This window comes from Lysobacter sp. BMK333-48F3 (assembly GCF_019733395.1).
Classification (GTDB): Bacteria; Pseudomonadota; Gammaproteobacteria; order Xanthomonadales; family Xanthomonadaceae; genus Lysobacter.
Genome location: NZ_JAIHOO010000001.1, coordinates 3,320,964 through 3,345,804, shown reverse-complemented (window position 1 = coordinate 3,345,804; position 24,841 = coordinate 3,320,964). Strand labels below are relative to the sequence as shown.

General features: G+C 70.2%; 25 protein-coding genes. 8 read left to right on the top strand and 17 right to left on the bottom strand.

Translation table 11 applies throughout. The features are described 5' to 3' along the window. Positions 1 to 101 precede the first annotated feature (101 nt). The 5 genes from K4L06_RS14370 (at position 102) to K4L06_RS14350 (ending at position 4,679) form a co-directional block, all read left to right on the top strand. A complete protein-coding gene (locus tag K4L06_RS14370; protein ID WP_064748702.1) occupies positions 102 to 656 on the top strand; it encodes an RNA polymerase sigma factor in 555 nt (184 codons plus the stop codon). After that, the gene (locus tag K4L06_RS14365) at positions 653 to 1,744 is read left to right on the top strand and encodes a hypothetical protein (protein ID WP_221672025.1); all 1,092 of its coding nucleotides are present in this window, start codon (positions 653 to 655) and stop codon (positions 1,742 to 1,744) included. The genes K4L06_RS14370 and K4L06_RS14365 overlap by 4 nt, the downstream gene beginning before the upstream one ends. Next, a complete protein-coding gene (locus tag K4L06_RS14360) occupies positions 1,741 to 2,358 on the top strand; it encodes a YigZ family protein (protein WP_221672024.1) in 618 nt (205 codons plus the stop codon). The genes K4L06_RS14365 and K4L06_RS14360 overlap by 4 nt, the downstream gene beginning before the upstream one ends. A 10-nt stretch (positions 2,359 to 2,368) precedes the next feature. After that, positions 2,369 to 4,168: an ABC transporter transmembrane domain-containing protein gene (locus K4L06_RS14355; protein ID WP_221672022.1), complete on the top strand. Its 1,800-nt coding sequence runs from the start codon at positions 2,369 to 2,371 to the stop codon at positions 4,166 to 4,168. A gap of 187 nt (positions 4,169 to 4,355) precedes the next feature. Continuing rightward, a complete protein-coding gene (locus K4L06_RS14350) occupies positions 4,356 to 4,679 on the top strand; it encodes a hypothetical protein (RefSeq protein WP_221672021.1) in 324 nt (107 codons plus the stop codon). 48 nt (positions 4,680 to 4,727) lie between these two features. On the opposite strand, the gene K4L06_RS14345 is transcribed toward K4L06_RS14350, so the two are convergent. After that, on the bottom strand, positions 4,728 to 5,927 hold the full coding sequence (locus tag K4L06_RS14345; RefSeq protein ID WP_221672020.1) for a S1 family peptidase: 1,200 nt from the start codon (positions 5,925 to 5,927) through the stop codon (positions 4,728 to 4,730). 1,060 nt (positions 5,928 to 6,987) lie between these two features. Beyond that, positions 6,988 to 7,164 carry a hypothetical protein gene (locus tag K4L06_RS14340; protein ID WP_221672019.1) on the bottom strand — a complete coding sequence of 59 codons (177 nt, stop codon included), beginning with the start codon at positions 7,162 to 7,164 and terminating at the stop codon, positions 6,988 to 6,990. Between the two features lie 129 nt (positions 7,165 to 7,293). On the opposite strand from K4L06_RS14340, the gene K4L06_RS14335 reads away from it, so the two are divergent. Beyond that, positions 7,294 to 7,521 carry a hypothetical protein gene (locus K4L06_RS14335; protein ID WP_221673640.1) on the top strand — a complete coding sequence of 76 codons (228 nt, stop codon included), beginning with the start codon at positions 7,294 to 7,296 and terminating at the stop codon, positions 7,519 to 7,521. A gap of 88 nt (positions 7,522 to 7,609) precedes the next feature. Here K4L06_RS14335 and K4L06_RS14330 read toward each other — a convergent pair whose 3' ends face one another. From K4L06_RS14330 to K4L06_RS14305, 6 genes are all read right to left on the bottom strand, one after another. After that, positions 7,610 to 9,250, bottom strand: coding sequence for an acyl-CoA dehydrogenase family protein (locus K4L06_RS14330; protein WP_221672017.1), 1,641 nt, complete (start codon positions 9,248 to 9,250; stop codon positions 7,610 to 7,612). A 453-nt stretch (positions 9,251 to 9,703) separates the two neighbouring features. Continuing rightward, positions 9,704 to 9,910 carry a cold-shock protein gene (locus tag K4L06_RS14325; RefSeq protein ID WP_064748709.1) on the bottom strand — a complete coding sequence of 69 codons (207 nt, stop codon included), beginning with the start codon at positions 9,908 to 9,910 and terminating at the stop codon, positions 9,704 to 9,706. Between the two features lie 195 nt (positions 9,911 to 10,105). Next, positions 10,106 to 10,864: an S-methyl-5'-thioinosine phosphorylase gene (locus K4L06_RS14320; protein WP_221672015.1), complete on the bottom strand. Its 759-nt coding sequence runs from the start codon at positions 10,862 to 10,864 to the stop codon at positions 10,106 to 10,108. 1 nt (position 10,865) lies between these two features. Then, the gene (locus K4L06_RS14315) at positions 10,866 to 11,420 is read right to left on the bottom strand and encodes a hypoxanthine-guanine phosphoribosyltransferase (protein ID WP_221672014.1); all 555 of its coding nucleotides are present in this window, start codon (positions 11,418 to 11,420) and stop codon (positions 10,866 to 10,868) included. After that, a complete protein-coding gene (gene nagZ / locus K4L06_RS14310; RefSeq protein WP_221672013.1) occupies positions 11,420 to 12,430 on the bottom strand; it encodes a beta-N-acetylhexosaminidase in 1,011 nt (336 codons plus the stop codon). Before nagZ ends, K4L06_RS14315 begins: the two co-directional genes overlap by 1 nt. 89 nt (positions 12,431 to 12,519) lie before the next feature. Continuing rightward, positions 12,520 to 13,044 carry a CYTH domain-containing protein gene (locus tag K4L06_RS14305; RefSeq protein ID WP_221672012.1) on the bottom strand — a complete coding sequence of 175 codons (525 nt, stop codon included), beginning with the start codon at positions 13,042 to 13,044 and terminating at the stop codon, positions 12,520 to 12,522. An 83-nt stretch (positions 13,045 to 13,127) separates the two neighbouring features. Between K4L06_RS14305 and K4L06_RS14300 the strand changes: the two genes are divergently transcribed. Then, positions 13,128 to 13,766, top strand: a complete 639-nt coding sequence (locus tag K4L06_RS14300) for a hypothetical protein (RefSeq protein ID WP_221672010.1) — start codon at positions 13,128 to 13,130, stop codon at positions 13,764 to 13,766. 33 nt (positions 13,767 to 13,799) lie between these two features. Here K4L06_RS14300 and rlmD read toward each other — a convergent pair whose 3' ends face one another. The 3 genes from rlmD to K4L06_RS14285 form a co-directional block, all read right to left on the bottom strand. Beyond that, entirely contained in the window at positions 13,800 to 15,143 is a 1,344-nt protein-coding gene (gene rlmD, locus K4L06_RS14295; protein WP_221673639.1) for a 23S rRNA (uracil(1939)-C(5))-methyltransferase RlmD, read from the bottom strand. A gap of 166 nt (positions 15,144 to 15,309) precedes the next feature. Beyond that, positions 15,310 to 15,948 (bottom strand): DUF1318 domain-containing protein, encoded by a 639-nt coding sequence (locus K4L06_RS14290; RefSeq protein ID WP_221672008.1) that lies wholly within the window; start codon positions 15,946 to 15,948, stop codon positions 15,310 to 15,312. 132 nt (positions 15,949 to 16,080) lie between these two features. Next, positions 16,081 to 18,102 (bottom strand): YdbH domain-containing protein, encoded by a 2,022-nt coding sequence (locus K4L06_RS14285; RefSeq protein ID WP_221672007.1) that lies wholly within the window; start codon positions 18,100 to 18,102, stop codon positions 16,081 to 16,083. 45 nt (positions 18,103 to 18,147) lie between these two features. On the opposite strand from K4L06_RS14285, the gene K4L06_RS14280 reads away from it, so the two are divergent. After that, positions 18,148 to 18,855, top strand: a complete 708-nt coding sequence (locus K4L06_RS14280) for a response regulator (protein ID WP_221672006.1) — start codon at positions 18,148 to 18,150, stop codon at positions 18,853 to 18,855. Between the two features lie 6 nt (positions 18,856 to 18,861). On the opposite strand, the gene recO is transcribed toward K4L06_RS14280, so the two are convergent. The 6 genes from recO to lepA all read right to left on the bottom strand — a co-directional run bounded on the left by recO (position 18,862) and on the right by lepA (position 24,747). After that, on the bottom strand, positions 18,862 to 19,611 hold the full coding sequence (gene recO / locus K4L06_RS14275; protein ID WP_221672005.1) for a DNA repair protein RecO: 750 nt from the start codon (positions 19,609 to 19,611) through the stop codon (positions 18,862 to 18,864). Positions 19,612 to 19,785: 174 nt separating this feature from the next. Next, positions 19,786 to 20,679: a GTPase Era gene (gene era / locus K4L06_RS14270; protein WP_221672004.1), complete on the bottom strand. Its 894-nt coding sequence runs from the start codon at positions 20,677 to 20,679 to the stop codon at positions 19,786 to 19,788. Positions 20,680 to 20,837: 158 nt separating this feature from the next. After that, complete coding sequence (gene rnc / locus K4L06_RS14265; RefSeq protein ID WP_221672003.1) at positions 20,838 to 21,497, bottom strand: ribonuclease III; 660 nt, start codon at positions 21,495 to 21,497, stop codon at positions 20,838 to 20,840. Then, positions 21,490 to 21,867, bottom strand: a complete 378-nt coding sequence (locus tag K4L06_RS14260) for a DUF4845 domain-containing protein (protein WP_221672002.1) — start codon at positions 21,865 to 21,867, stop codon at positions 21,490 to 21,492. The genes rnc and K4L06_RS14260 overlap by 8 nt, the downstream gene beginning before the upstream one ends. 68 nt (positions 21,868 to 21,935) lie before the next feature. Continuing rightward, positions 21,936 to 22,721 (bottom strand): signal peptidase I, encoded by a 786-nt coding sequence (gene lepB, locus K4L06_RS14255; protein ID WP_221672001.1) that lies wholly within the window; start codon positions 22,719 to 22,721, stop codon positions 21,936 to 21,938. A gap of 232 nt (positions 22,722 to 22,953) precedes the next feature. Then, a complete protein-coding gene (gene lepA / locus K4L06_RS14250) occupies positions 22,954 to 24,747 on the bottom strand; it encodes a translation elongation factor 4 (protein WP_221671999.1) in 1,794 nt (597 codons plus the stop codon). Positions 24,748 to 24,841 lie beyond the last annotated feature (94 nt).

Genomic DNA, 24,841 nt, shown 5'->3' with positions numbered 1-24,841 from the left:
TTAACCCGAGCATGTCGATGGCACTGCAACTACCGCTATACGAGGCTCCCCAGGCGCGCAAGCGCTTCCCGTCGGGGCCGCCAGGCCGTACCCTGCCGCGGATGAATTCCGGTGCGGACGCCAGCGACGACGTGCTCATGCTCGCCTGGACCGGCGGCGATGCCGCTGCGTTCGAGGTGCTGTATGCGCGCCATCGCGGCCCCTTGTACCGCTTCCTGCTGCGGCAAATCCGTGATTCGGCGCTCGCCGACGAGTTTTTCCAGGACGTCTGGCAGCGGGTGATCGCGGCCCGGCACGGCTGGAAGCCGGAGGCGGCGTTCAGCACCTGGCTGTTCCGGATCGCCCACAATCGCCTCAACGACCACTGGCGCGGGCTCAAGCACCGCCCGGCGGCGCCGGAGGACGGCGACGAGCGCGCCGCGCGCGTGCCCGACCCGACCACGCCCGAGCGCGAGCTGTCCGAGTTCGAGCAGCGCCGGCGCCTGCAGCGCGCCATCGAAGAATTGCCGCAGGAACAGCGCGAAGTCGTGCTGCTGCGCCTGGAACAGGAACTCAGTCTGGAGGATATCGGCGCCATCACCGGAGCCGGCCGGGAGACCGTGAAGTCCCGGTTGCGCTACGCGATGGACAAGTTGCGCGCGAGGTTGACCGAATGAACCGCCGTCCCGACGCCCCCGATCCGTTGTCGGCCGAAGAACGCGAGCTGGCCGACCGGCTGCTGCGGCTGGGTCCGCACGACGGCCCTTCGCCCGCGCTCGACGCCAGGATCCTGGCCGCCGCCCATGCCGCGGTGGCGCAGGCGCCGCGCGCGCGGCCGCGTTCGCGCTGGCCGGCGTGGATCGGCGTGGCCGCCTCGCTGACCCTCGCGGTCGGCATCGCCTGGCAGTTGCGCCCGGCCGGCAAGAGTTTCGAGGCGGTCGGCGAAGACCAGGCCGCCCTACCCGCCTCGGCGCCCGCTGCCGTTGCCGAGCAGGCCGCCAGCAAGCAGGCCGCCAGCGCGACGGCCGACAGCGCCGCGACCGCCGAACTGCAGGCCCAGGACGCCGCCCCTCCGCCGCCGCCAAGCATCGCCGCGGACGCCGCCGGCCAGATCGTGGAGACCGTCGAGCCGCTGGTGGCCGCCCCGGCGACGCCGGCGCGGATGCCGCCGCCGGCCGAGCCCGCGCAGCGCGAACAGGCCGACGAAGCGGCCAAGGCCGAGCAGCGCGCCGAGCCGCTGCGCGCCCGCCGCGCCCCGCAGGCGTTCTCGCCGGAAGCGCCGGCCCCGATCGAACTGCCTGCGCCACCGCCTCCGCCGGCCCCGCCGGCGCCTCCGGCCGCCGCAGCGGCGGCTCCGCCCAGCGGCGCTGCCGCGCCGGGCGCGGCGTCCGCCGGCGCCGACAACGACGGTTACCGCGCCGCGGAACTGCAGCGCGCGCCCGCACCCACCGCGGCGCACAAGGCCAGCGCCGCCAATGCCGCCGAAGCCAAGGCCGCGGCGGCGACCGCCGACAGCGCCGCCGAGTCGGCCGTGCTGGACCGGGTCCAGGTCACCGGCAGCCGAATCCGCACGGTCGGCACGACCGGCGTGCCCGCCGACGCCGATGCGGCCGACGCCCGCCTGGCCCCGGCGCAATGGCTGCAGCGGATCCGCGAGTACCGCGATGCCGGCCAGACCGAGCGCGCCCGCGACGGCCTGCGCCGTTTCCGCAGCGCCCACCCGCGGGTACGGATTCCGGACGATCTGCGGCCGCTGCTGAAATGAACGCGCCCGCCGGCGCCTCGACCCTGGCCGAGCGCGCCAGCCTGGCCCAGGAGGTCAAGCACAGCCGCTTCCTGGCCCTGGCCGCCCCGGTCGAGAGCCCGGAGGCGGCGCTGGCCTTCTTCGCCGAAGTCGGCGACCCGGCCGCGACCCACAATTGCTGGGCCTATCGGATCGGCGCCCAGTACCGCTTCAACGACGACGGCGAGCCGGCCGGCACCGCCGGGCGGCCGATCCTGGCCGCGATCGACGGTCAGGGCTACGACCGGGTCGCGGTGGTGGTGACCCGCTGGTACGGCGGCATCAAGCTCGGCGCCGGCGGCCTGGTGCGCGCCTACGGCGGCTGCGCGGCCGAATGCCTGCGCCGCGCGCCGCGTCGCGAGCTGGTGCGCTACGACGAGCTCGGCCTGGCTTTCGCTTTCGAGGACACCGGCGCGGTCCATGCCGCGCTCGCCGCCTACGGCGCGGAAAAGACCGAAGAACGCTATAGCGCCGACGGCGTGCGAGTGCGGATCCGCCTGCCGGCGTCGCAGTTGCCCGCCTTGAAAGCGCAGTTGCGCGACGCCACACGTAACCGGGTACGTCTGGACGAGCCCGGCGCGAGCCCCCTTGGATGACCCTGACCCGATGAGCGACACGCCCACCGGCCGCCGCGCCGCCCCTGAGCCGCGCAAGAAGGCCCCGATCGGCAGCCTGCGCACCCTGTGGCCGTTCGTGCGCAAGCACCGCGGCCTGTTCGTGGCCTGGCTGTTCGCGCTGGCCGCGTCCAGCACCGCGACCCTGAGCCTGCCGCTGGCGTTCAAGACCATGATCGACCAAGGCTTCGCCCAGAGCGCGGCCGGCGGCGGCAGCAGCGCGATCGACCGCGCCTTCCTGCTGCTGTTCGCGGTCGCGGTGGCCCTGGCCCTGGCCACCGCGGTGCGCTTCTACTTCGTCTCGGTGCTCGGCGAACGCGTAGTCGCCGACCTGCGCGAGACGCTGTACAACCAGCTGATCACCCTCGACGTCGGCTTCCACGACCGCAACCGCAGCGGCGAGCTGGTCTCGCGCCTGACCGCCGACGCCGAGCTGCTGCGCAGCGTGGTCGGCTCGAGCATGTCGGTGGCGCTGCGCAGCGCGGTCACCGTGGTCGGCAGCCTGGCGATGCTGTTCGTCACCAGCCCGCGCCTGGCCTTGTACGCGCTGGTCGCGATTCCGCTGGCGGTGCTGCCGATCGTGGTCGGCGGGCGCCGGCTGCAGAAGATCTCGCGCGCCAGCCAGGACCGCGTCGCCGACGCCAACGCCCTGGCCAGCGAAACCCTCGGCGCGGTGCGCACGGTCCAGGCGCATGCGCGCGAGCCGTACGAGCGCGGCCGCTTCAACGCCTCGCTGCTGATCGCGATCAAGGCCGCGAGCCGGCGCATCAGCGCCCAGGCCTGGGTCACCGCGATCGCCATCACCCTGGTGTTCGGCGCCATCACCCTGGTGCTGTGGTCGGGTGCGCACGACGTGGTCGCCGGACGCATGAGCGCCGGCACCCTCGGCCAGTTCGTGCTGTACGCGCTGATCGGCGGCGGCTCGGTCGGCGCCCTGGCCGAAGTCTGGAACGACCTGCAGCGGGCCGCCGGCGGCATGAGCCGGATCGGCGAGCTGCTCGACGAAACCAATGCGGTGACCGCGCCGGCGCAACCGCGCGCCCTGCCGCAACCGGTGCGCGGCGAACTGGCGTTCGACCGGATCGGCTTCCACTACCCGATGCGCCCGGACCTGCCGGCGCTGGAAGATTTCAGCCTGCGCGTGCGTCCGGGCGAGACCGTGGCCCTGGTCGGCCCGTCCGGCGCCGGCAAGAGCACGGTGTTCTCGATCCTGCTGCGCTTCCACGACCCGCAGCAGGGCTCGGTCTCGGTCGACGGCATCGACGTGCGCCAGCTCGACCCGGCCGCATTGCGCCAGTCGATCGCCCTGGTGCCGCAGCAACCGACCATCTTCGCCAGCAGCGCGCGCGACAACATCCGCTACGGCCGCCTCGAGGCCAGCGACGCCGACGTCGAACAGGCGGTGCGCGCAGCGCACGCGGCCGACTTCATCCAGGCCCTGCCCGAGGGCCTGTCGGCCGAACTGGGCGAACGCGGCACCCGCCTGTCGGGGGGCCAGCAGCAGCGCATCGCGATCGCCCGCGCCCTGCTCAAGGACGCGCCGATCCTGCTGCTCGACGAGGCCACCAGCGCGCTCGACGCGCAGAGCGAACGCGCGGTGCAGCAGGCGCTGGAGACCCTGATGCAGGGCCGCACCACCCTGGTCATCGCCCACCGCCTGGCGACCGTGCTCAAGGCCGACCGCATCGTGGTCATGGACCGCGGCCGGATCGTCGCCGAAGGCACCCACGAACAGCTGTTGGCGCAGGGCGGCTTGTACGCGGAGCTGGCCAAGCTGCAGTTCCTGGACTGACAAAGAGCCAGGAACGAGTGCGCAGCAGCCAGGAGTGAGTAAGATCGAAAGCGTTGCGCGCGGCTTTCGCCCCGCTGCTTGCGGCGCTGCTGCGGTTTCTCGGCCTTAGCCGACGCCGCTTTCGCCCTGCGCCGGGCGGCAATCGCTCCGCTGCCGTCTTCCCTGCCTTACCGCCCCGCTCGCCCGCATGCTCAAGATCCTGATCGTCCTCGCCGTCCTGCTCGCCCTGGCCATCGCGCCGGTCATGTTCACCGCGCGCGCCGTCGATGCGCAGCGCAGCAGTCTGGGCACGGTGGTGTTCGCGCTGATCGTGCAGCAGGCCTTCGCCAAGTCGGTCGAGCATTTCATCGCCTCCGAACCGCTGGCGCTGGTGATCGGCTTTCTCGGCGCGGGCCTGCTGTACCAGTTCCTGCTCGGCACCACCTTCGTCAAAGGCCTGATCGTCAGCGCGGTCAGCACCGCGGTGCTGGTGGTCGGCGCCCTGATCGTGGCGGCGGTCGTGGCCGGCTGAACATCGAGGCGCCCGCCCGCAGCCAGGCGCCTCGATGCCGCATGCCGATCAGCCGCGGACCAGGCTCAGCCCGTACTGGCTCAGGATCGGGTTCAGGCGTTCGAACAGGCTGCTGCGCTGCGAAGCCGGAATGCCGCAGTTGTTGCCGTTGGCCTGGACGTTGCCGCCCGACATCACGCCCTGGGCCTGGCCGGCGCTGGTGATCCAGGAACCGCCGGAGTCGCCGCGGCCCATGCAGGCATTGCCCTGGGTCAGGCCGTAGACCGCGCCCTGGGCATAGTTGGCGGTGACGTTCTTGGCGGTGATGTTGCCGCAACGGTAGCCGGTGGTGCGGCCGGAGCGGCACACCGCCGCGCCGATCGCCGCCTCGGTGCTGCCGCGCACGATCACGTTGCCGCCGCTGTAGTTGCTGACCCACGGCTGCAGGGTGTTGCCGCTGCTGACGCTGACCCAGCCGCGGTCGTTGCCCGGGAACACCGAGCCGGCGAAGGAGCCGACCTGGGCGCCGCCGATGCGTACGATCGCGCCGGCCGAACCGCAATGGCCGGCGGTGACGAAGCCCTTGGTCGTGCTGCGCGTGACCGAGAAGCCGACCGAGCACAGCGAGGCGTTGTTGATCGAGTATTCGATGCCGCCGATGATCGTCGCCGCCGTCTGCAGCGTGCCCGGCGTTTCCTCGATCCGCACCGAACCGCTGTCGGCGCCGCTGAGGGCGACGAAGTCGACGCCGCGCTCGACCGCGCCCTGGTCGACCTTGACCACCACCGAATTGCTGACCGGGTCGACGTACCAGCTCTGCACGCCGGTCAGCGGCTTGGCGATGCCCTTGATCCGGGCGCGCGAACCGGCATCGAGCAGGTCCATCGACTGCTGCAATTGCTTGAGGCTGTGGCGCACGTTGCGTACTTCCACCCCGCCGATCGACGAGGACTTGCGCGCGCCCGCGCTGGCGGCGACCAGCTTGAAGCTGCCGTCGGCATTGCGTTCGATCCAGCTGCCGGCGTAAGCGCCGCCGAACTCGCGTTCGATCGCGCGGGCCTGGCTCTGGGCGAGGCGTTCGGTGGCCAGGTACTGCGCGTACTGGCCCGGGAAGATGCCCAGGTCGCGCTGCATCGCGAACTTCAGCTGCGCGTCGACGTTGTCGCCGGCGGCGGCGACGCCGGACGCGAACGTGGCCGCGGCGGCGAGAGCGAGGCAGGCGGACAGCGAGGTGGTGCGGGTGCGCAGGCGGGAAATCGAAACGGACATGTTGGAAAGCTCCTTGGAATGGGGAACTGACATGACTCGGATGAGGCCGCAGAGGCCTCGCGGCGCCGTCGCCGGGACGGCGGCCCGTCGTCGAATCCCGGCTTGCTTCGTGGCGTCGTGACGGACGGACAACGGGAGCGCTCAGTCAAGAAGATCGCCCACCGCCGCGGCAAGCCGCCGCTGCGAGGGCGCATCACACGCTGATCCCCAAGCGCGTCACAAGTACGGCACGCGCAGCCGATCGCAGCGACGATGCGCCGGCGCATCCTTGCGCTGCAGCATGCGTTGCGTACAGGCAGATGAAGAATTGCAAACGGCGCGAGACCGTAGCAGCGCGGTCGCGGCTCGCGCCGCTCCTACCCCACAACAAGCCCTCTGCCGTTGCCGTTGCCGTTGCCGTTGCCGTTGCCGTAGAGAGCTTGGCGCCGCACCGATCTCGCGAGAACGCCCTGAAGCCCCGGAGGGCGGCCCGCAGGGATGCGGGCCGTGCGCAGCCAGGCCATGGATGGCCTGTGCGGAGCAGCCCTGCGCAGGCCTCGTCCCATAGTGGCTTTTGATTCGAAACAGGAATGGCGTTTTCTTTGGTTACTTTCTTTGTCGCCTTGGACAAAGAAAGTGACCCGGCCGCTTGCGGACGGAAGCTTTGCTTTGGGCTTTGGGCTTTGAAGCTTTCGAAGCCTTCGAACGACAGACAGCGCGAGACCGCAAGAACGCGGTCGCGGCTTACGCCGCTCCTACAGGGGCGCAGGACAAAGACGTGGCGAGAGGGAGGGACGACGGTCGCGGCTTTAGAGGCCTTCGAGCACATACGCCGCGAGACCGCAGCTGCGCGGTCGCGGCTTACGCCGCTCCTACAGGGGGCACAGGACAAAGACGTGGCGAGAGGGAGGGACGGCGGTCGCGGCTTTAGAGGCCTTCGAACACAGACGCCGCGAGACCGCAGCAGCGCGGTCGCGGCTTATGACCGAAGGAAATCCCTGTGGGACGCCTCTCCTACAGAGGGCGCAGGACAAAGACGCGGCCAGCGGGAGAGATGGCGGTCGCGGCGGCGACGCGACACTCACTGCTCGCGATAGCGCTCGCCGATCCACCACGCCGCGCACAGGCACAAAGCGACCAGACCGGCGCCGCGGCTGAGCAGCATCAGAGCCAGCGAAAAATCCGAACCGTGCGCCGGCGGCGGCACGGCGGCCAGGGCGAGCAAGGCCAGCGCCTGGGTTTTGCGAGGACCACGCATGGCGACCTCCTGCGGCGGCGCCCAGGGCCGCCTCACCCGAACTTACACCCATCCGGCGCAGGATGCGGTCAATCTCCGCGATCGGGGCGACGACCGGTCGTCCGCGCCATTCAGATGCCGTCCTCGACGATGACCCGCTACCGCAATCTCGCCGGCGATTCCGGCGTGCGCCGCTACCGGATCGAACCGCAGGCGATCGCGGTCGAGTTCGTCGACGGCTCGCACTACCTGTACACGGCGGCCAGCGCCGGCGCCGAGGCGATCGCGCGGATGCAGGCGCTGGCCCGGGCCGGGCGCGGCCTGTCCACCTATATCAACCGCCATGCGCACGATGCCTATGCGCGCAAGTTGAAGTGAACCAACCGAATCGAGCGTGCCGAATCAAGCGCACCGAATCGAGCGCGCCAGCGCGAGCCGCTGCGCGGCAACCGCTGCGTCGCCGCGCTCATTCGCCGCCGGCGCGCTGCAGCGCCAGTTCGAAGTTCTCGTCGCTGTGCAGGCTGCCGTACGCCTGGCCGCGGCCGGCGCCGAGCCGGCTGGCGCAGAACGCGCCGGCCAAGGGGCTGCCGCTGCGCAACAGGTTCGCCGCCTGCAGGCCCAGGGCCAGGCGCTCGGTCCACAGCCGCGCCTGCGCTTCGGCGATGATGGTGCGCCCGCCCAACGCATCGCGCAACGGCGCCAGATACGCATCGAAATCGGCATCGCGCCCGGCCGCGGCGTCCAGCTCGGCCAGCAGCGCCTGCGCGGTCTGCGGCTCGCGGCCCAGGGCGCGCAGCACGTCCAGGCACTGGATGTTGCCGCTGCCTTCCCAGATCGAATTCAGCGGCGCCTGCCGGTACAGGCGCGGCAGCAGCGATTCCTCGACGTAGCCGGCGCCGCCGAGGCATTCCTGGGCTTCGTTGACGAAGGCCGGCGCGCGCTTGCAGACCCAGTACTTGCCGATCGCGGTGGCGATGCGCGCGAACGCGGCCTGGGCCGGATCGGCGTGGGCGCGGTCGACCGCGCCGGCGACGCGGATCGCGAAACCGGTCGCAGCCTCCGACTCGATCGCCAGGTCGGCGAGTACGTTGCGCATCAGCGCGTGCTCGACCAGGCGCTTGCCGAAACTGCGCCGGTGGCGCGCGTGGTGCAGTGCCTGCGCCAGCGCCATGCGCATCCCGGCCGCCGAGCCGAGCATGCAGTCCAGCCGGGTCAGCATCACCATCTCGATGATGGTCGCCACGCCGCGCCCTTCCTCGCCGATCCGCTGCGCCCAGGCGCCCTGGAACTCGACCTCCGAGGAGGCGTTGGACCAGTCGCCGAGTTTGTCCTTCAGCCGCATCAGCCGCAGCGCGTTCTTGCCGCCGTGCGGATGCCAGCGCGGCATCAGGAAGCAGCTCAGGCCGGCCGGCGCCTGCGCCAGGACCAGGAACGCGTCCGACATCGGCGCGGAGAAGAACCACTTGTGCCCGACCAGTTCGTACTCGTCGCCGGTCAGCGGCCGCGCCACGGTTTCGTTGGCGCGCACGTCCGAGCCGCCCTGCTTCTCGGTCATGCCCATACCCAGGGTCAAGCCGGGCTTGTCGGCGGCGGCGACGTCGCGGCCGTCGTAAGCCGGCGTCGCCGCCTTGCGCGCCCAGTCGGCCAAGGCCGGCGCGTGGCGCAACACCGGCACCGCGGCATGGGTCATGGTCAGCGGGCAACTGGTGCCCGGCTCGACCTGGTGATGCAGATAGCTCAAGGCCGCGCGCGCCACGTGCGCGCCGGGCCCGGGTCGGTGCCAGGACAGCCCGGCCACGCCGTGCTCGATCGCCGCGCCGATGATGGCGTGATAGCTGGGATGAAATTCGACCAGGTCGATGCGTTGGCCACCGGCGTCGTACTGGCGCAGTCGTGGCTTGTCGCGGTGCGCATCGAAGCTGAGCCGGTACAACTCGTCCCCGGCCAGCGCGCCGTAGCGCGCCAGCGCCTCGCCGTGGCCCGCGCCGCCCTCGGCCGCGACCGCCTCGCGCAAGGCCGCATCCTCGCGCCACAGATCGCGCGGCGCGAACGCCGGCGGCTGGTTCTCGACCCGATGGGTGGCGAACGGCGGCAAAGGTTCCTTCATTGCGCTTCTCCTGGGACGGGGACGGGGACTCGGGACTCGGGACTCGGGACTCGGGATTCGGGGATTCGGGGATTCGGGGATTCGGGATTCGAGATTCGGGAATCGGGAATCGGGAATCGGGAATCGGGAATAGGAAAGAGCTTAGAGGCTCGGGCGAGAGCCTGGGCTCAGTATCGCGCCGCCGTTGCCGTTGCTGTTCCCCCCCTTTGAAAAAGGGTGAGAGCGTGCGCTTGCGAACCGCAGGTTCGCGCATGATCGAACGCCAGCAGGCTGTGCCTGCTGGCCGGACAGGCCAGGGGGGATTTGCTCCTGCTCCTGCTCCTGCTCTTGCTCTTGCTCTTGCTCCTGCTCCGCTCCAACCCCGAACAGACAAAAAGAAAGGCCCCGCGATGCGGGGCCTTGGAAACTGTCCGATACGATCGGTCAGGCGCGGTCGTGCCGCGAGCGACGCGATCAGGCCGCCGGGGTGACCTCGGAGGCTTGGGCGCCCTTCGGGCCCTGGGTCAGCTGGTAGCTGACGCGCTGGCCTTCCTGCAGGCTGCGAAAACCCTTGGCGTTGATCGCGGAAAAGTGCACGAATACATCCGCGCTACCGTCTTCGGGCGAGATGAAACCGAAGCCCTTGGCGTCGTTGAACCACTTCACGGTGCCGTACTGCATATCCTTATTGACCTCATGCTGGATGCGTTGACGTGCGTCGCCGGCGAGTGTGCCTCAAGACGCAAGGCGAGTATGCAAACTGCGCCCGTGGAAGACAACGGCCCAACGTGACGGCATCGGCCACGTATTTGCGCAACCGAACCGGCCACGCGCAGGACGGATCGCCCGTGCGCGTCGCGGTTTATGCGAAGACGATCACTGATCCAGCACCGCGCCGAGCAAGGCCGGCAGCCCGGCCGAGGCCGCGGCGACGTTGTCGAGCACGTCCTGCAGGGTGATCACCTCGTCCGGGTCGGGACCGGCGCCGGCGGCCCAGTTGGCGACGATCGCCAGGCAGGCGTAGTCCAGCCCCAACTCGCGCGCCAGCCCGGCTTCGGGCATGCCGGTCATGCCGACCAGGTCGCAGCCGTCGCGGCGCATGCGCACGATCTCGGCGCGGGTTTCCAGGCGCGGCCCCTGGGTCGCGCCGTAGCAACCGCCGTCGACCAGGGCCACGCCGGCGCGCGCCGCCGCGGCCAGCACCGCCGCACGCAGGCTGCGCGTGTAGGGCTCGCCGAAGTCCACGTGCAGCACCTCGCTGCCGGGCTCTTCGCAGATCGTCGAGATCCGGCCCCAGGTGTAGTCGATCAGCTGATCCGGGCAGGCCAGCACGCGCGGCCCGAACCGTTCGGTGATGCCGCCGACCGTATTGAGCGCCAGCACCCGGCGCGCGCCGATCGCCTGCAAGGCGGCGAGATTGGCGCGGTAATTGATCTGGTGCGGCGGCAGCGAGTGGCCTTCGCCGTGGCGCGCCAGGAACGCGATCCGGCGCCCGCCGAGAGTGCCGATCCGGATCGGCCCGGACGGCGCGCCGTAGCGGGTGTCGGGCTGCTGCGACTGCACGTCCTGCAGCTCGGCGAGGCGGTACAGGCCGGTGCCGCCGATCACGGCCAGGTCGATTGCGGGCGCGCTCATCTCAATCCTTCAATGCGTAGATCGCGGGCAGGTTGCGGCCCTGCTCGTAGAAGTCCATGCCGTAGCCGAACACGTAGCGGTCCGGCACCTCGACTCCGACGTAGTCGGCGCGCAGGCCGTCGACGCAGCGGTCGTGGCGCTTGACCGCCAGCGCGGCGATGCGGACTTCGGCGGCGCCCTGTTCGCGGCACCAGTCGCGGATGCCGAGCAGGGTATGGCCTTCGTCGACGATGTCGTCGACCAACAGCACCCGGCGGCCGCGCAGCGGCGTCGCCGGACGGTGCTTCCAGACCAGGTCGGCGCCGGTGGTCTGGCCGCGATAGCGGGTCGCGTGCAGGTAGTCGAATTCCAGGTCCAGGCCGCGCTGGCCCAGTTCCATCGCCAGCTGCGCCGCGAACGGCAGGCCGCCGTGCATGATGGTCAGGTACACCGGGCGGGCGCCGGCGTAGTCGTTGCGGATCGACACCGCCATGCGCGCGATCTCGCGCTCCAGGCTGCGGCGGTCGTGGATCAGGTCGGCATCGGCGAGCGCCGCGGCCAAATCGTGCGAAGTCATCAGGCCAGTCCTTCTAGGCGTTGGCGGGTGGGTGCGTAGGCGGCGTCGGCGATCAGGCCGTCCCAGCCCAGCGCGCCGCGGCCGATCAGGCCGGTCAGCGCGGCGGTGTTGAGGCGGCGGCCCTCGACCGCGGCCAGAGATTCCTCGACCAGTTGCGGATGGCAGACCAGGACCACGTCGCAGCCGGCGTCCAGGTGCGCGTCGATCCGCGCCTTGATGCCGCCGACCGAGAACGCCGCGGCCATGCCGATGTCGTCGCTGAACACCACGCCGCGGAAGCCCAGGCCGCCGTGAGCGCGGTCGCCGCGCAGGATCTCCTCGATCCAGCGTCGCGAATAACCGGCCGGCTCCGGCGCGACCGCCGGATAGGACACGTGCGCCATCATCACCGCATCGGCCTGGGCCTCGACGCCGGCGACGAACGGGATCAGGTCGGTGGCGCGCAGCTCGTCGAGCGTGCGCGGGTCGGCCGCCTGGTCGAAGTGAGTGTCGGCCAGCACCGAGCCGTGACCGGGGAAATGCTTCAGCGTGGCGGCCATGCCGCGGCCGTGCATGCCGCGGATGTAGGCGCGGGTGAACTCGGCGACGATCTGCGGATCAGCGTCGAAAGCGCGGTTGCCGATCGCCAGGTTGCCACGGCCCAGGTCGACCACCGGGGCGAAGCTCAGGTCGACGCCGCTGGCCTGGACCTCGGCCGCCATCAGTCCGGCGTGCTCCTCGGCCAGGCGCAGCGCGGCGTCGCGGTCGTCGGCGTAGAGCTTGCCGAACACCTCCAGCGGCGGCAGCGCGCTGTAGCCTTCGCGGAAACGCTGCACCCGCCCGCCTTCCTGGTCGACGCAGATCAGCTGCGGCCGCGGCGCGGCGGCGCGGATCGCCGCCGACAGCTCGGTCACCTGCGCGCGCGAGGCGAAGTTGCGGCTGAACAGGATCACGCCGGCGCAGGCGTCGTGCTGCAGCCAGTCGCGCTCCTGCGCGGTGAGTTCGGTACCGGCGACGCCGATCACGAGCATGCGGAACTCCTGGGAAAAGTCAGCGCCGGACGCGCGGGCGCCATTGTCTCGCAGTGCCGTGGCCGGCGCACCCCGCCCGGCCGGGCGGTTCAGCCCGCGCCGTCGCGCTCGGCCTGGGTCCAGGCCGAGTACGGCCGGGTGGCCAGGGCCAGGTTGTAGTAGCGCTGCGCGTCGGTGACCTCGGCGCCGGCCCAGTCCGGGCGCTCGAACGGCGCGTCGGCGCGTTCGAGCTCGATCTCGGCCACCACCAGCCCGGCGTTGTCGCCGAGGAATTCGTCGACTTCCCACAGCCGGCCTTGGTGCTCGACGTAATGGCGGCGCTTGTCGACCAGGCCGCCGACGCACAGCGCCAGCAGCGCGCGCGCGTCAGCGACCGGAATCGGGTAGTCGAACTCCTGCCGGGTGTGGCCGAGTTCGCGCGATTTCAGGTTCAGATAAGCCTCGTCGCCGGCGATGCGCACCCGCACCGAGGCTTTCATCGCGCTGCGCCCGGCGGCGGGCTCCATCGCGTCGAGGTCGTTGAGGTAGCCCTGCGCCATCGGCACGACTTTGTGCGCGCTGGCGCGCCACGCGTCGCCGACGACGAGGAATTTGCGTTCGATTTCGATGCCCATGCGCCATTATGACCGAGGGCGGCGAGCGAATGCGCACGTAGAATGCGCGCTCCCGGCGCAACGCCGCATCCCGCAAGGACGCCATGCTCCCCCTGCCCTTTCCGCTGCGGCATCGCGCTGCACGGCTGAGCCTGTCGCTGCTGTGCCTGTCGTTGCCGCTGGCCGTCGCCGCCGCGCCGGTCGCGTCCACGCCGGCAGCGCCGACGCTCGATCAGGCCATCGCCGCGCAGCGCACAGCGCTCGCCGCCGAATCGCCGGCGGCGACGCCGATGGGCCAGGCGCTGGTCGAATCGATCCGGCTCAGCGAGTTGCGCCTCTGCGGTCCGCTGCACGAGGACCGGGTCGATTGCATCGTCCGGCTCGAATCGGGCCTGGGCGGCGCCTACCAGACCTACCGTTTCCAACTGCGCGACGGCGCCTGGACGCTGCTGCCGCTGGCCGACCTGGCGCCGCCGGCGCCGCCCCAGGCGCAGGCACAGGCGCTGCTGCGCGCGGACCTGCTGGTGCGCGCCCCGCGCCTGGACAAGGCCGAGCAGCGCGCCCGCTACGAGCGCGCCGCGACCAGCCTGATCGTGTCGGCACTGGAAGACTGCGAACTGGACCGCGACGAAGGCCTGGTCGCCTGCGACGTCGCCATGCGCCTGCCGGAAGGCGACGACCAGGCCAGGCTGCGCTTCGCGGCGCAGGCCGACGGCAGCTGGCGCCTGGATCCGCAGCGCTGAGCGCGGCGGACGGCGACCAGCGCGGGCCGCGCCTCAGCGCGGCTCGAACATCGCGATCGATTCCACGTGCGCGGTGTGCGGGAACATGTCCATGACCCCGGCCGCGCGCAGCTTCCAGCCCTTCTCGCGCACCAGATAGCCGGCGTCGCGCGCCAGCGAGGCCGGATGGCAGCTGACGTAGACGATGCGCTTGAACTGCTTCAGCGGCAGCTGGGTCAGCACGAAGTCGGCGCCCGATCGCGGCGGATCCAGCAGCAGGCGATCGAAGCCTTCGCGCATCCACGGCTCGGCGCTGAGGTCCTTGCCCAGGTCGGCGGCGTAGAACTGGGCGTTGCCCAGTCCGTTGTGCGCGGCGTTCTCTCTCGCGCGCTGGACCAGCCCGGCCTCGCCCTCGACCCCGACCACTTCGCGCACGGTGCGCGCCAGCGGCAGGGTGAAATTGCCCAGGCCGGCGAACAGGTCGAGCACGCGGTCCTCGGCCTGCGGTTCGAGCAGGTCGATGGCGTGCTGGATCATGCGGCCGTTGAGCGCGGCGTTGACCTGGATGAAGTCCAGCGGCCGGAACTTCAGTTCGAGCTCCCACTGCGGCAGCGAGAACGACAGCTGCGGATCGGCCGGCCACAACGGGTGCACGCTGTCGACGCCGCCGGGCTGCAGGAACACCGCGAAAGCGTGCTCGCGGGCGAAGCCGACGATGGCCTCGCGGTCGGTTTCCGACAGCGGCGCCAGATGGCGGAAGGTCAGCGCCATGCCGCCGTGGTCGCTCTGCGGATCGCCGCCGATGAACTCGACCTGCGGAATCTCGCGCCGCGCCTGCAGGCCGTCGATCAGCGTCGCCAGGGCTTCGATCTTGTCGCCGATCTGCGGGATCACGGTGTCGCAGCGGCGGATCTCGGCGACGAAACGCGGATCGGTCTCGCGGAAGCCGACCAGGGTCTTGTCCTTCTTCTCGACCCGGCGCACCGAGAACCGGCCCTTGCGCCGATAGCCCCAGGCCGAAGCGGTCAGCGCCGGCAACACCCGTTCGGGCGCGACGTGGCCGATGCGTTCGAAGTTCTCCAGCAGCACGTTCTGCTTGGCCAGGATCTGCTGGTCTTCGGCCATGTGCTGCAGGGCGCAGCCGCCGCAGGTGCCGAAGTGCGCGCAACGCGGCACGACCCGGTCCGCCGAGGCTTCCAGCACCTCCAGCGTCACCGCTTCGTCGTAGTGGCGCGAACGCGCGGTCTGCTTGGCCATGACCCGTTCGCCCGGCAGCGCGCCGGCGACGAACACGGCCTTGCCGTCCGGACGCCGGGCGACGCCGCGGCCATCATGAGTGAGGCCGGCGATGGCGGCCTCGAAAGGAGTTTGATCGATGCGGGCCACAGCTGCTGGCAGGAATCAAAGGCCGGCCATTGTCGCATTTTCGGCCGGCCGGGAATGGGGAATCGGGAATTGGGAATGGTCAGAAGCAAGAGCCGATAGCGTCCAAACGGCAAAAAGCCCGCCAAACGGCGGGCTTTTTGCTCGAATCGATTCCCGATTCCCGATTCCCGATTCCCGGCTATTTCTGCTTCCAACCGCCGCCCGCGTCCTGGTACCACCAGCCGCCCTTGGCGCTTTCGATCCATTGCCGGGCGAACACCTGGCGGATCTGGCCTTCCCATTCAGGGTGGCCGTTGGCGACGGCGATTTCGCGGTAGACCGCGGCCGAGTCGCGGCCCTGGTCGGCCACCGCCTGGTTGACCGCGACTCGCTCGCCGAGCGGGATCTTGCCGGCGTCGCGCACGCTGACGGTGCCGTTGCTGGTGAAGCCGAGCGCGCCGGAATCGAAGTGGGCGCGCAGCTGGCTGTCGAAGCGCGAGGCCATGCGCGACTGGATCGCCTGGATCGCCGGGGTCTTGATCGAGATGTCCGGCGACTGCGCGTAGGCGCTGCCGATGCCGACCAGAGACAGCCAGTCGATGCGCGCGGCGAACCGGGCCGCGTCGCTGGCCGGGGCCTGCGGCCGCACCGCGCCAAGGCCGCCGCCGGACTTGGCCGGCTCGGGCTGCGGCGTCGCCGCCGGAGCCTGGTCGCCGATCACCTTCTCGACGAACTCCTTGGCCGCTTCCTTGGCCTCGGCGGCCGGAAAGTAGACGTTGATGGTCACGCAGGCCGTCAACATCACGGCAGCGACCGGTACTCCCATCCAACGGCGCATGATCGGTTTCCTTTTCGTGGGCGCGCATCCTGCGCGGGGCCCCGCGCTTCCGGGCGCGGGCTGAACGAGTCGGCGCCTATTGAACCACGGCGCCGTTGAACGGCGAGATACACGGACGCGACCGCATCGCGGTCATTGCACCACCGGCTTGAGCTCGCCCTTGCTCACCGCTTCCAGGCGTTCGAGCAGGGTCGGCCAGTCGACCCGGCGGTTGTAGCCGACCACGTCCAGGTGCGGCAGGCCGGCGCCCTGAACGATCAGGAAGCCGTTGTTCTTGGCCGGCCCCAGACCGTCCATATGGCAGACCTCCTCGGCCAGGCGGCAGGAAATGCCGATGCGCGCATAGCCGAAGTCGTCGAAGAAACCGATCAGCCGGTCCTGCAGGCTGCCGACGAAGGACGAGTCGCCGACGCTGGACAGGTCCTGCACCGCGCGTTGGCTGATCCGCTGGCGCACGCCGGCGGCCTTGCGCGTATGCAGCTCGGCATCGAACGCGACCGGCTGCCAGTCGACCAGGCGCAGCCGGTCGATGCGGCCGAACAGACGGCCGGTGATGCTGCCGAAACCGAACACGCCGGTCAGCGATTCCAGGTCCAGGTTTTCCAGCGCCAGGTCCGAACTCAGGGTCGGCGCGACCCCGAACGGCCGCTCCATCGCCAGCGACGACACCGCCACCGTGCCGCCGAACAACTGCATGCTCAGGCCGCCGTCCAGTTCGAGCCGGTCGTCGGCGTAATGCGCCTGCGGCAGGCGGCCGCTGAGTTCGCCGACGAAGGCCGGGCCGTCCAGGGCCTTGGCCAGGCGGCCGATGTCGAGCCGGTCCAGGGTCAGGCCGAAACGCAGGTCCAGGCCGCGTCCGCCGGCCGGCGGGCGCAGCCGCAGACCGTCGATGCCGACCTGGCCGCCCAGCATCGGGAAGCCGATCGCGCGGCGCAGGCGCAGTTCGCCGTGGTCGCTGGAGAACGGCAGCCGGGTCGGGCCGAATTCCAGCCCGTACAGCGCCCCGCCCGACCAGGCCAGTTCGCTGTCGACCGGATCGGCGTCGGAATAGCGCAACTCGCCGTCCAGGCCCTCGAAACGGAACCGGCCCTGCGGGTCGTTCATGCGCACCGCGCCCAGTTGCGCCTGGGCCTGTTGCAGTTCGCCGCCGCGCAGCCGCAATCGCGCCTGCGCGGCGCCGCCGAGTTCCAGTTGCGCCAGCCCGGCCAGAGCCAGGAAACCGGACAGATAGCCGTCGCGCAGCGGCGCCAGATCGTCGCTGCGCACTTGCAGGTCGAGCGCGGCCAGGCCGGCGTCGGCGTCCAGCGCGGCGCTGCCCTGCGCCTGCAGCAGGCGACCGTCGCGCCACAGCAACTGCGGCAGACGCCAGCCGCTCTCGCCGGCGCCGCGCTCGGCTTCGATGCGCAGCTCCACCGGCCGCTGCTGCAGGGCGATATAGGCGTTGCCGAACAGCAGCTCGCCGCCCAGCAGGCGCCCGTCGACAACGAACCGCTCGCCGCCGCCGAGCGCGCTGTCCAAGTCCAGGCGCGCGCCGAGGCGTTCGGCCGCGACCGAGCCGTCGGGCGTGTCGAAGGCGGCGCCGTCGAGCCGCAGCGGCCCGGCGATGCGCAGCGGCCCGCGCGCCGGCGCGGCGATGTCGAGCCGGCCGTCGAGCCGGCCGGCCTTGATCCGCCCCTCCGGCCAGGCCTGGGCCAGCAAGGCCTGGGTCCAGGCCAGCGGCACACGAGTCAGGTCGATCCGGGTCAGGTCGGGGGTGGCCGCATCGCGGCGCAAGGCGATCGCGCTGTCGCCGCGGGTCAGTCGCGCATCGGTGCTGGCGACGCCCAGGTCCAGGGCCAGACGCAGCGCCCGCCCGCGGCCGCTGCGCAACTCGCCGGCGCAGGCCCAGCCGCCGCGCCCGTCGCGCCGCAGCGGGCAGCGCCAGCTCAGGTCGGCGAAGCGATAGCCCAGGTCCGGCGCCGTCACCTTGGCTGCGCGCAGTTGCAGTTCGCCCTGCTCGGCGCCGTCGGGCCACGACAGCCGCACTGTCACGCCGTCCAGCGTCGCCACGGCGGTGCTGACGCGCGCGATTCGGGCGTTCAATGTGCGCGCCTGCACATCGGCCGCTGCGATCCCGGCCAGGGGCAGCGACAAACCGATCAGTAGGCGTAACATGGCCCGCAGCATGGACGCAGGATAGCGGGCGAAAGCGAACCGGCAATGAAGAATTCCCCAGTCCCCCGCGTGCTGCTGGTCGAGGACGACCCGGTCACCCGCGCCTTCCTGACCGCCGCGGTCGAGGCGATGCCGGCCCAGGTCGACGGCGCCGACAGCCTCGCCGCCGCGCTCGCGCTCGGCGATGCGCACGACTACCAACTTTGGCTGTTCGACGCCAACCTGCCCGACGGCAGCGGCAGCGACTTGCTCGCGCGCCTGCGCATGCGCCACCCGCGCACCCTCGCGGTCGCCCATACCGCCACCGGCGAAAGCGAAGTGCGCGAGCGGCTGATCGCCTCGGGCTTCTGCGAGGTGCTGGTCAAGCCGCTGCCCGCCTCCGCGGTGCGCGCCACGATCCGCCGCCTGCTGGTCCTGCCCGAGCCGGAATCCGCCGCCGAAGCGTCCACGCCGGCCTGGGACGACGACAGCGCGGCGCGTGCGTTGAACGGCAATCGCACCCACATCGCCACCCTGCGCGGGCTGTTCGTGCAGGAACTGCCGAATGCGCGCCACGCGATCCGCAGCGCCCATCAACTCGGCAATGTCGATGCGGTGCGCGCGGAACTGCACAAGCTGCGCGCCAGTTGCGGCTTCGTCGGCGCGGTGCGGCTGGCCCAGGCGGTGCAGGAGCTGCAGGCGCAGCCCGACTCGGCCGCCTTGCTGGCGCGTTTCGAAAGCGCGGCCGACGAAACCGTCCGCAGCGCCGGCTGAGCGGCGCTAGTCCTGCGCCGCGCCCGGCTCGGGGCGGCTGCGCACCCGCGCCAGCTCGGCCATCATTTCCCAGGATTTCAGCCCGCGCGGGCCGAGATGATGGGTCAGCACCGCGCGCAGGGCCTGGCGCAAGCCCGGCAGGTCGGACGCCTCCGGCGCGAGGTCGCGCGCCAGGGCCAGCAGCGCGCGACCGGTCGCGGCGGCGCTGCGTTCGCCATGGCCGCGGTCGCTGAGCAGGCGGCGCGGCCCTTGCTCGGGGTCCAGGCGATAGCGCGCGGCCGGATCGATCGGCGCGCCATCGGCGTCGACGCTCCAGTCGAAGCCCGATCCCAGCGCCTCGAGCAGATCGCGCTCGAACCGGCGCAATGTCCAGGCCAGGCCTTCGCCCGGCAGCCGGGCGCGGGTGCGTCCGTAAAGCTCGTACAACTCCGGGAACGGGTCGTGCCGCGGCACCAGCCGCAGCAACAGTTCGTTGACGTAGAACCCGGCCAGCGCCGCATCACCGTCCAGGCGCGGCGCCGCATCCAGGGCTTCGGCCGCGGTCAGCCGCGCCAGTTCGCCGCGCAACAGCGCATCGACGCGGATGTGCTGGAACGGCTGCAGGGCGGCCCGCAACACCTGCCGCTTCGGCCCCTGCACCCCGCGCGCGACCAGGCCGAGCCGCCCGTGCTGCTCGCTCAGCACCTCCACCAACAGGCTGGTCTCGCGCCAGGGGCGCGCATGCAGCACGTAGGCGGGTTCGGCGGTCAGGTGCATTGGAGCCGGGAATGGGGAATGGGGAGTGGGGAATGGGGAGTGGGGAATGGTTAGAGCGGAACGCCGCGAACTGAACGATTCTTGCTCTGCCCACTCGCATTGACATGGACGCGCGAAGCGGCCGAAATCGTCATGCCTTACCCATTCCCTATTCCCAATTCCCTATTCCCCGCCTTACTCGTAGCCCAACTGGCGCAACGCCGCCTCGTCGTCGGACCAGCCTTCGCGCACGCGGACCCAGGTTTCCAGGAACACCTTGGAACCGAACAGGCGCTCCATCTGCACCCGCGCCTTGGCGCCGATTTCGCGCAGGCGGACGCCGCCCTTGCCGATCACGATCGCCTTCTGGCCGTCGCGCTCGACCCAGATCACCGCGCCGATGCGCAGCATCGCGCCGTCGACGGCGAAGCGCTCGATCTCGACCGTGGTCGCGTACGGCAGCTCTTCGCCGAGCTGGCGCATCAGCTGTTCGCGCACCATCTCGCCGGCGAGGAAACGCTGGCTCTTGTCGGTGATCTCGTCCTCGCCGTACAGCGCTTCCTGCTCGGGCAACAACGCCAGCACGCTCTTGACCAGCGCTTCCAGGCCCTTGTTCTTCAGCGCCGAGACCGGATGCACGCTGGCGAAATCGCGGCCTTCGCTGACCTTGGCCAGGTACGGCAGCAACTCGCCCTTGTCGGCGATGCGGTCGACCTGGTTCACCACCAGCACCACCGGCAGGCCGGCGCCGCGCAGGGCGTCGAACGCCAGCGTGTCCTCGTCGTCCCACTGCCCGGCGCGCACCACCAGCAAGGCCGCGTCCACGCCCTCCAGCGAACCGCGCGCGGCGCGGTTCATCATCCGGTTCATCGCCCGCTTCTGCTCGCGGTGGATGCCCGGAGTGTCGACCAGCAGCAGCTGGCCCTCGGGAAAGGTGGCGATGCCGAGCAGGCGATGGCGGGTGGTCTGCGGCCGCGGCGAGACGATGCTCACCTTGGCCCCGACCAAGGCATTGACCAGGGTGGATTTGCCGACGTTGGGACGGCCGATGACGGCTACGTGGCCGGCGCGATGAGAAGAGGAAGTCATGCGGGAATTGTCCCCCTGGGCGACGGCGGGGGCAATGGAGCCGGGAATGGGGAATGGGGAATGGGGAATCGGGAATCGGAAGGCTAAGGGCGGGGCATTCAGGATGCTGGCGCGCCGCTCTTCACGATTCCCTATTCCCCATTCCCGATCCCCGGCCGTCAATCCGCCTTCAACTGGCGCAAGACCTCGTCCGCGGCCAATTGCTCGGCGGCGCGGCGGGAGCCGGCTTCGCCTTCGGCGCTCAGCGGCGGCTGGCTCAGGCTGCAGCTGACCCGGAACGTCTTGGCATGGTCTTCGCCGCTCTCCGCCAGCAGGGCGTAGACGGGCAAAGGCTTTTGCCGGCCCTGCAGCCATTCCTGCAGCCGGGTCTTGGCGTCCTTGCCGACCTTGTGCGCGGGCGGCAGGGCCTCCATCGCCGGCACGAACCAGGGCAGGACCTGGGCGCGGCAGGCCTCGAAGCCGGCGTCGAGGTAGATCGCCGCGACCACCGCTTCCAGCGCGTCGGCCAGGATCGAATCGCGGCGGTGGCCGCCGGACTTCATCTCGCCCGGGCCCAGGGTCAGGCGGGCGCCCAGTTCCAGGCCGCGCGCGATCGGCGCCAGCGCCGATTCGCGCACCAGTTCGGCGCGGGCGCGGGTCAACGCGCCCTCGTCGGCTTGCGGCCAACGCTGATACAGCGCTTCGGCCACGATCAGATTGACCAGCGCGTCGCCGAGGAACTCCAGGCGTTCGTTATGCGGCGCCCCGGCGCTGCGATGGGTCAGGGCTTGCCGCAGCAACGCCGGGTTGGCGAAGCGATGGCCGATCGGATCAGTCACCTTCTTTCGAGGTCAGCTGCTGGACCGCGTGGAAGCGGCCGACCACGTCGAGGTTGGCGATCAGCGGCCGGCGCACTTCGTAGGCCACGGTGATTTCCATGCCGCGGTCGTTGCGGACGATCTTGAAATTCTCCTGCTTCACGCTCTCGACATAGCTCATGTCCATGCGGCGGAAGAACAGGTCGCGCGCCTTGGCGCTGTCCATCTGCCCGGCGCCGGGCTCCTTGGACAGGTCGGCCAGCGAACGCTTGACCGAATAGAACTCCGAATACATCGGCACCAGCTTCATGCCGATATAGGCGAACAGGCCGGCCACGGACAGCACGATGATGAACCCGAGCAGGGTCATACCGCCTTGATTACGCTTCATACCTCGATCCCCTTCGATCAACCGGTTGGTCCAACCCAATCACGTCCCCGCCGCGACGGCGCGTGCCGTCACGGGATGCTGCTGCCGATGCGCGAGAAGTCCACGCCCCCATCGAAGTTCATCCAGATCAGGAACGCCTTGCCGCGCAGGTTGCGCTCCGGCAGATAGCCCCAGTATCGGCTGTCCTCGCTGTTGTCGCGATTGTCGCCCATCACAAAATACTCGCCCTCGGGCACTTCCCACTCGCCCTCGCCCTGGTCCAGCAGCGGCGACTCGGTGCGCAGCAGGATATTGTGCACGTGCTTGCCGACCTGTTCGCGCAGCTCCTGCGCGCCGGTCATTTCGGTGCCGTTGCCGCGGCCCTGGTAGACCCCGACCGGGGCGTAGGCGATCGGCTCGCCGTTCACGGTCAGGCGTCCGTCGCGGTAGGCGATCTTGTCGCCGGGCAGGCCGATCACCCGCTTGATCCAGTCCTGCTCGGGATGGTGCGGCGGCCGGAACACCACCACGTCGCCGCGCTCGGGCTCGCCCATCGCCAGCACCTTGTGGTTGGTGATCGGCAGGCGCAGGCCGTAGGTGAACTTGTTGACCAGGATGAAGTCGCCGGTCAGCAGGGTCGGCATCATCGAATTGGACGGGATCCGGAACGGCTCGGCGATGAAGCTGCGCAGGATCAGGACCACGAACAGCACCGGGAAGAACGCCTTGGAGTAGTCGACGACCACCGGCTCCTTGCCGTCGTCCAGCAGGCCTTCGCTCGCGGCGCGGCGCTTGGCCAGCACCATCTTGTCCAGCAGCCAGACCACGCCGGTGAAGATCGTCAGCGACACCAGGGCGATTTCGAACCAACGCATTGCCGTTTCCTTGCGGTGTTGTGAGCCGGAATCGAGAAACGCGGGCAACGGGCCGAACGTCGTGCGCGACCGGGCCGTGACGGCTCGATCGCGTTGCGCCTGTCCCTACCGCCGCCTGCCCTCGCCTTCCGATGATGTTACGGAAACTCCCCGAGCGAACCTCGCAACCGCCAGGCGCCGGATCGGGCGGCCGCGGTCCCTCAACCCCTCGATCCCTGTTTCCGCCGTTCGTTTACTTGTCGCCGGTGGAAAGCACCGCCAGGAAGGCTTCCTGCGGAATCTCCACGCGACCGACCTGCTTCATCCGCTTCTTGCCCTCTTTCTGCTTCTCGAGGAGCTTCTTCTTGCGGCTGATGTCGCCACCATAGCACTTGGCCAGCACGTTCTTGCGCATCGCCTTGACCGTGCTGCGGGCGATGATCTGCGAGCCGATCGCGGCCTGGATCGCGACGTCGAACATCTGCCGCGGAATCAGGTCCTTCATCTTCTCGCACAGCTCGCGGCCGCGCCGGTCGGCGTGGCTGCGGTGGACGATGATCGACAGCGCGTCGACCTTGTCGCCGTTGATCAGCGTGTCCACGCGCACGAACGGGCCTTCCTGGAAACGTAGGAAGTGATAGTCGAGCGAGGCGTAGCCGCGCGACACCGACTTGAGCTTGTCGAAGAAGTCCAGCACCACCTCGGCCATCGGCAGCTCGTAGCTGATCTGCACCTGGCTGGCCATGTAGGTGATGCCGATCTGCACGCCGCGCTTTTCCTCGCACAGCTTGATCACGTTGCCGATGTAATCCGGCGGGGTGAGGATGTTGGCGCGGATCACCGGCTCGCGGATCTCCTCGACCATGTTCACCGGCGGCAGCTTGGCCGGGTTGTCCATCGGGATCGTGGTGCCGTCGGTCTTGAGCACCTCGTAGATCACCGTCGGCGCGGTGCTGATCAGATTGAGGTCGTACTCGCGCTCCAGACGCTCCTGCACGATTTCCATGTGCAGCATGCCGAGGAAGCCGCAGCGGAAGCCGAAGCCCATCGCCTCGGAGCTTTCCGGCTCGAAGCGCAGCGCGGCGTCGTTGAGGCGCAGCTTTTCCAGCGCCTCGCGCAGCGCCGGGTAGTCCTCGGCGTCGACCGGGAACAGGCCGGCGAACACGCGCGGCTGCATCTCCTGGAAGCCGGGCAGCGGCTTGGGCGCCGGATCGGCGGCCAGGGTCAGGGTGTCGCCGACCGGCGCGCCGTGCACGTCCTTGATCGAGGCGGTGATCCAGCCCACCTCGCCCGCGCCGAGCTTGGCCAGCTCCTTGCGCTTGGGGGTGAACACGCCGACCTTGTCGACCTGATGGGTGCGACCGGTCGACATCACCAGGATCTTGCTGCCCGGGCCGATCTGGCCCTGCATGACCCGCACCAGCGAGACCACGCCGAGGTAGTTGTCGAACCAGGAGTCGATGATCAGCGCCTGCAGCTTGTCGGTGTCGCGCGGCTGCGGCGGCGGGATGCGATGCACGATCGCCTCCAGCACCAGCTCGACGTTGAGGCCGGTCTTGGCGCTGATCGCGACCGCGTCCTCGGCGTCGATGCCGATCACCGCTTCGATCTCGGTCTTGGCGCGCTCGATGTCGGCGGTCGGCAGGTCGATCTTGTTCAGTACCGGCACCACTTCCAGCCCCTGCTCCACCGCGGTGTAGCAGTTGGCGACCGACTGCGCCTCCACGCCCTGGGCGGCGTCGACCACCAGCAAGGCGCCCTCGCAGGCCGCCAGCGAACGGCTGACTTCGTAGGAGAAGTCGACGTGGCCGGGGGTGTCGATGAAGTTCAGCTGGTAGACCTTGCCGTCCTTGGCCTTGTACGGCAGGGACACGGACTGGGCCTTGATGGTGATGCCGCGCTCGCGCTCGATCGGATTGGAGTCGAGCACCTGGGCTTCCATTTCGCGCGCTTCCAGCCCGCCGCACAGTTGGATGATGCGGTCGGCGAGCGTCGATTTGCCGTGGTCGACGTGGGCGATGATCGAGAAGTTTCGGATCTGTTGCATGCGGGGCGACGTGAGGCTCGCCGGTTCCATGAGAGTTAACGGGGGATTATCGCATAGCCCCCGGCCCGTCGCGGCGCGGGCCGCGCGACCGGGG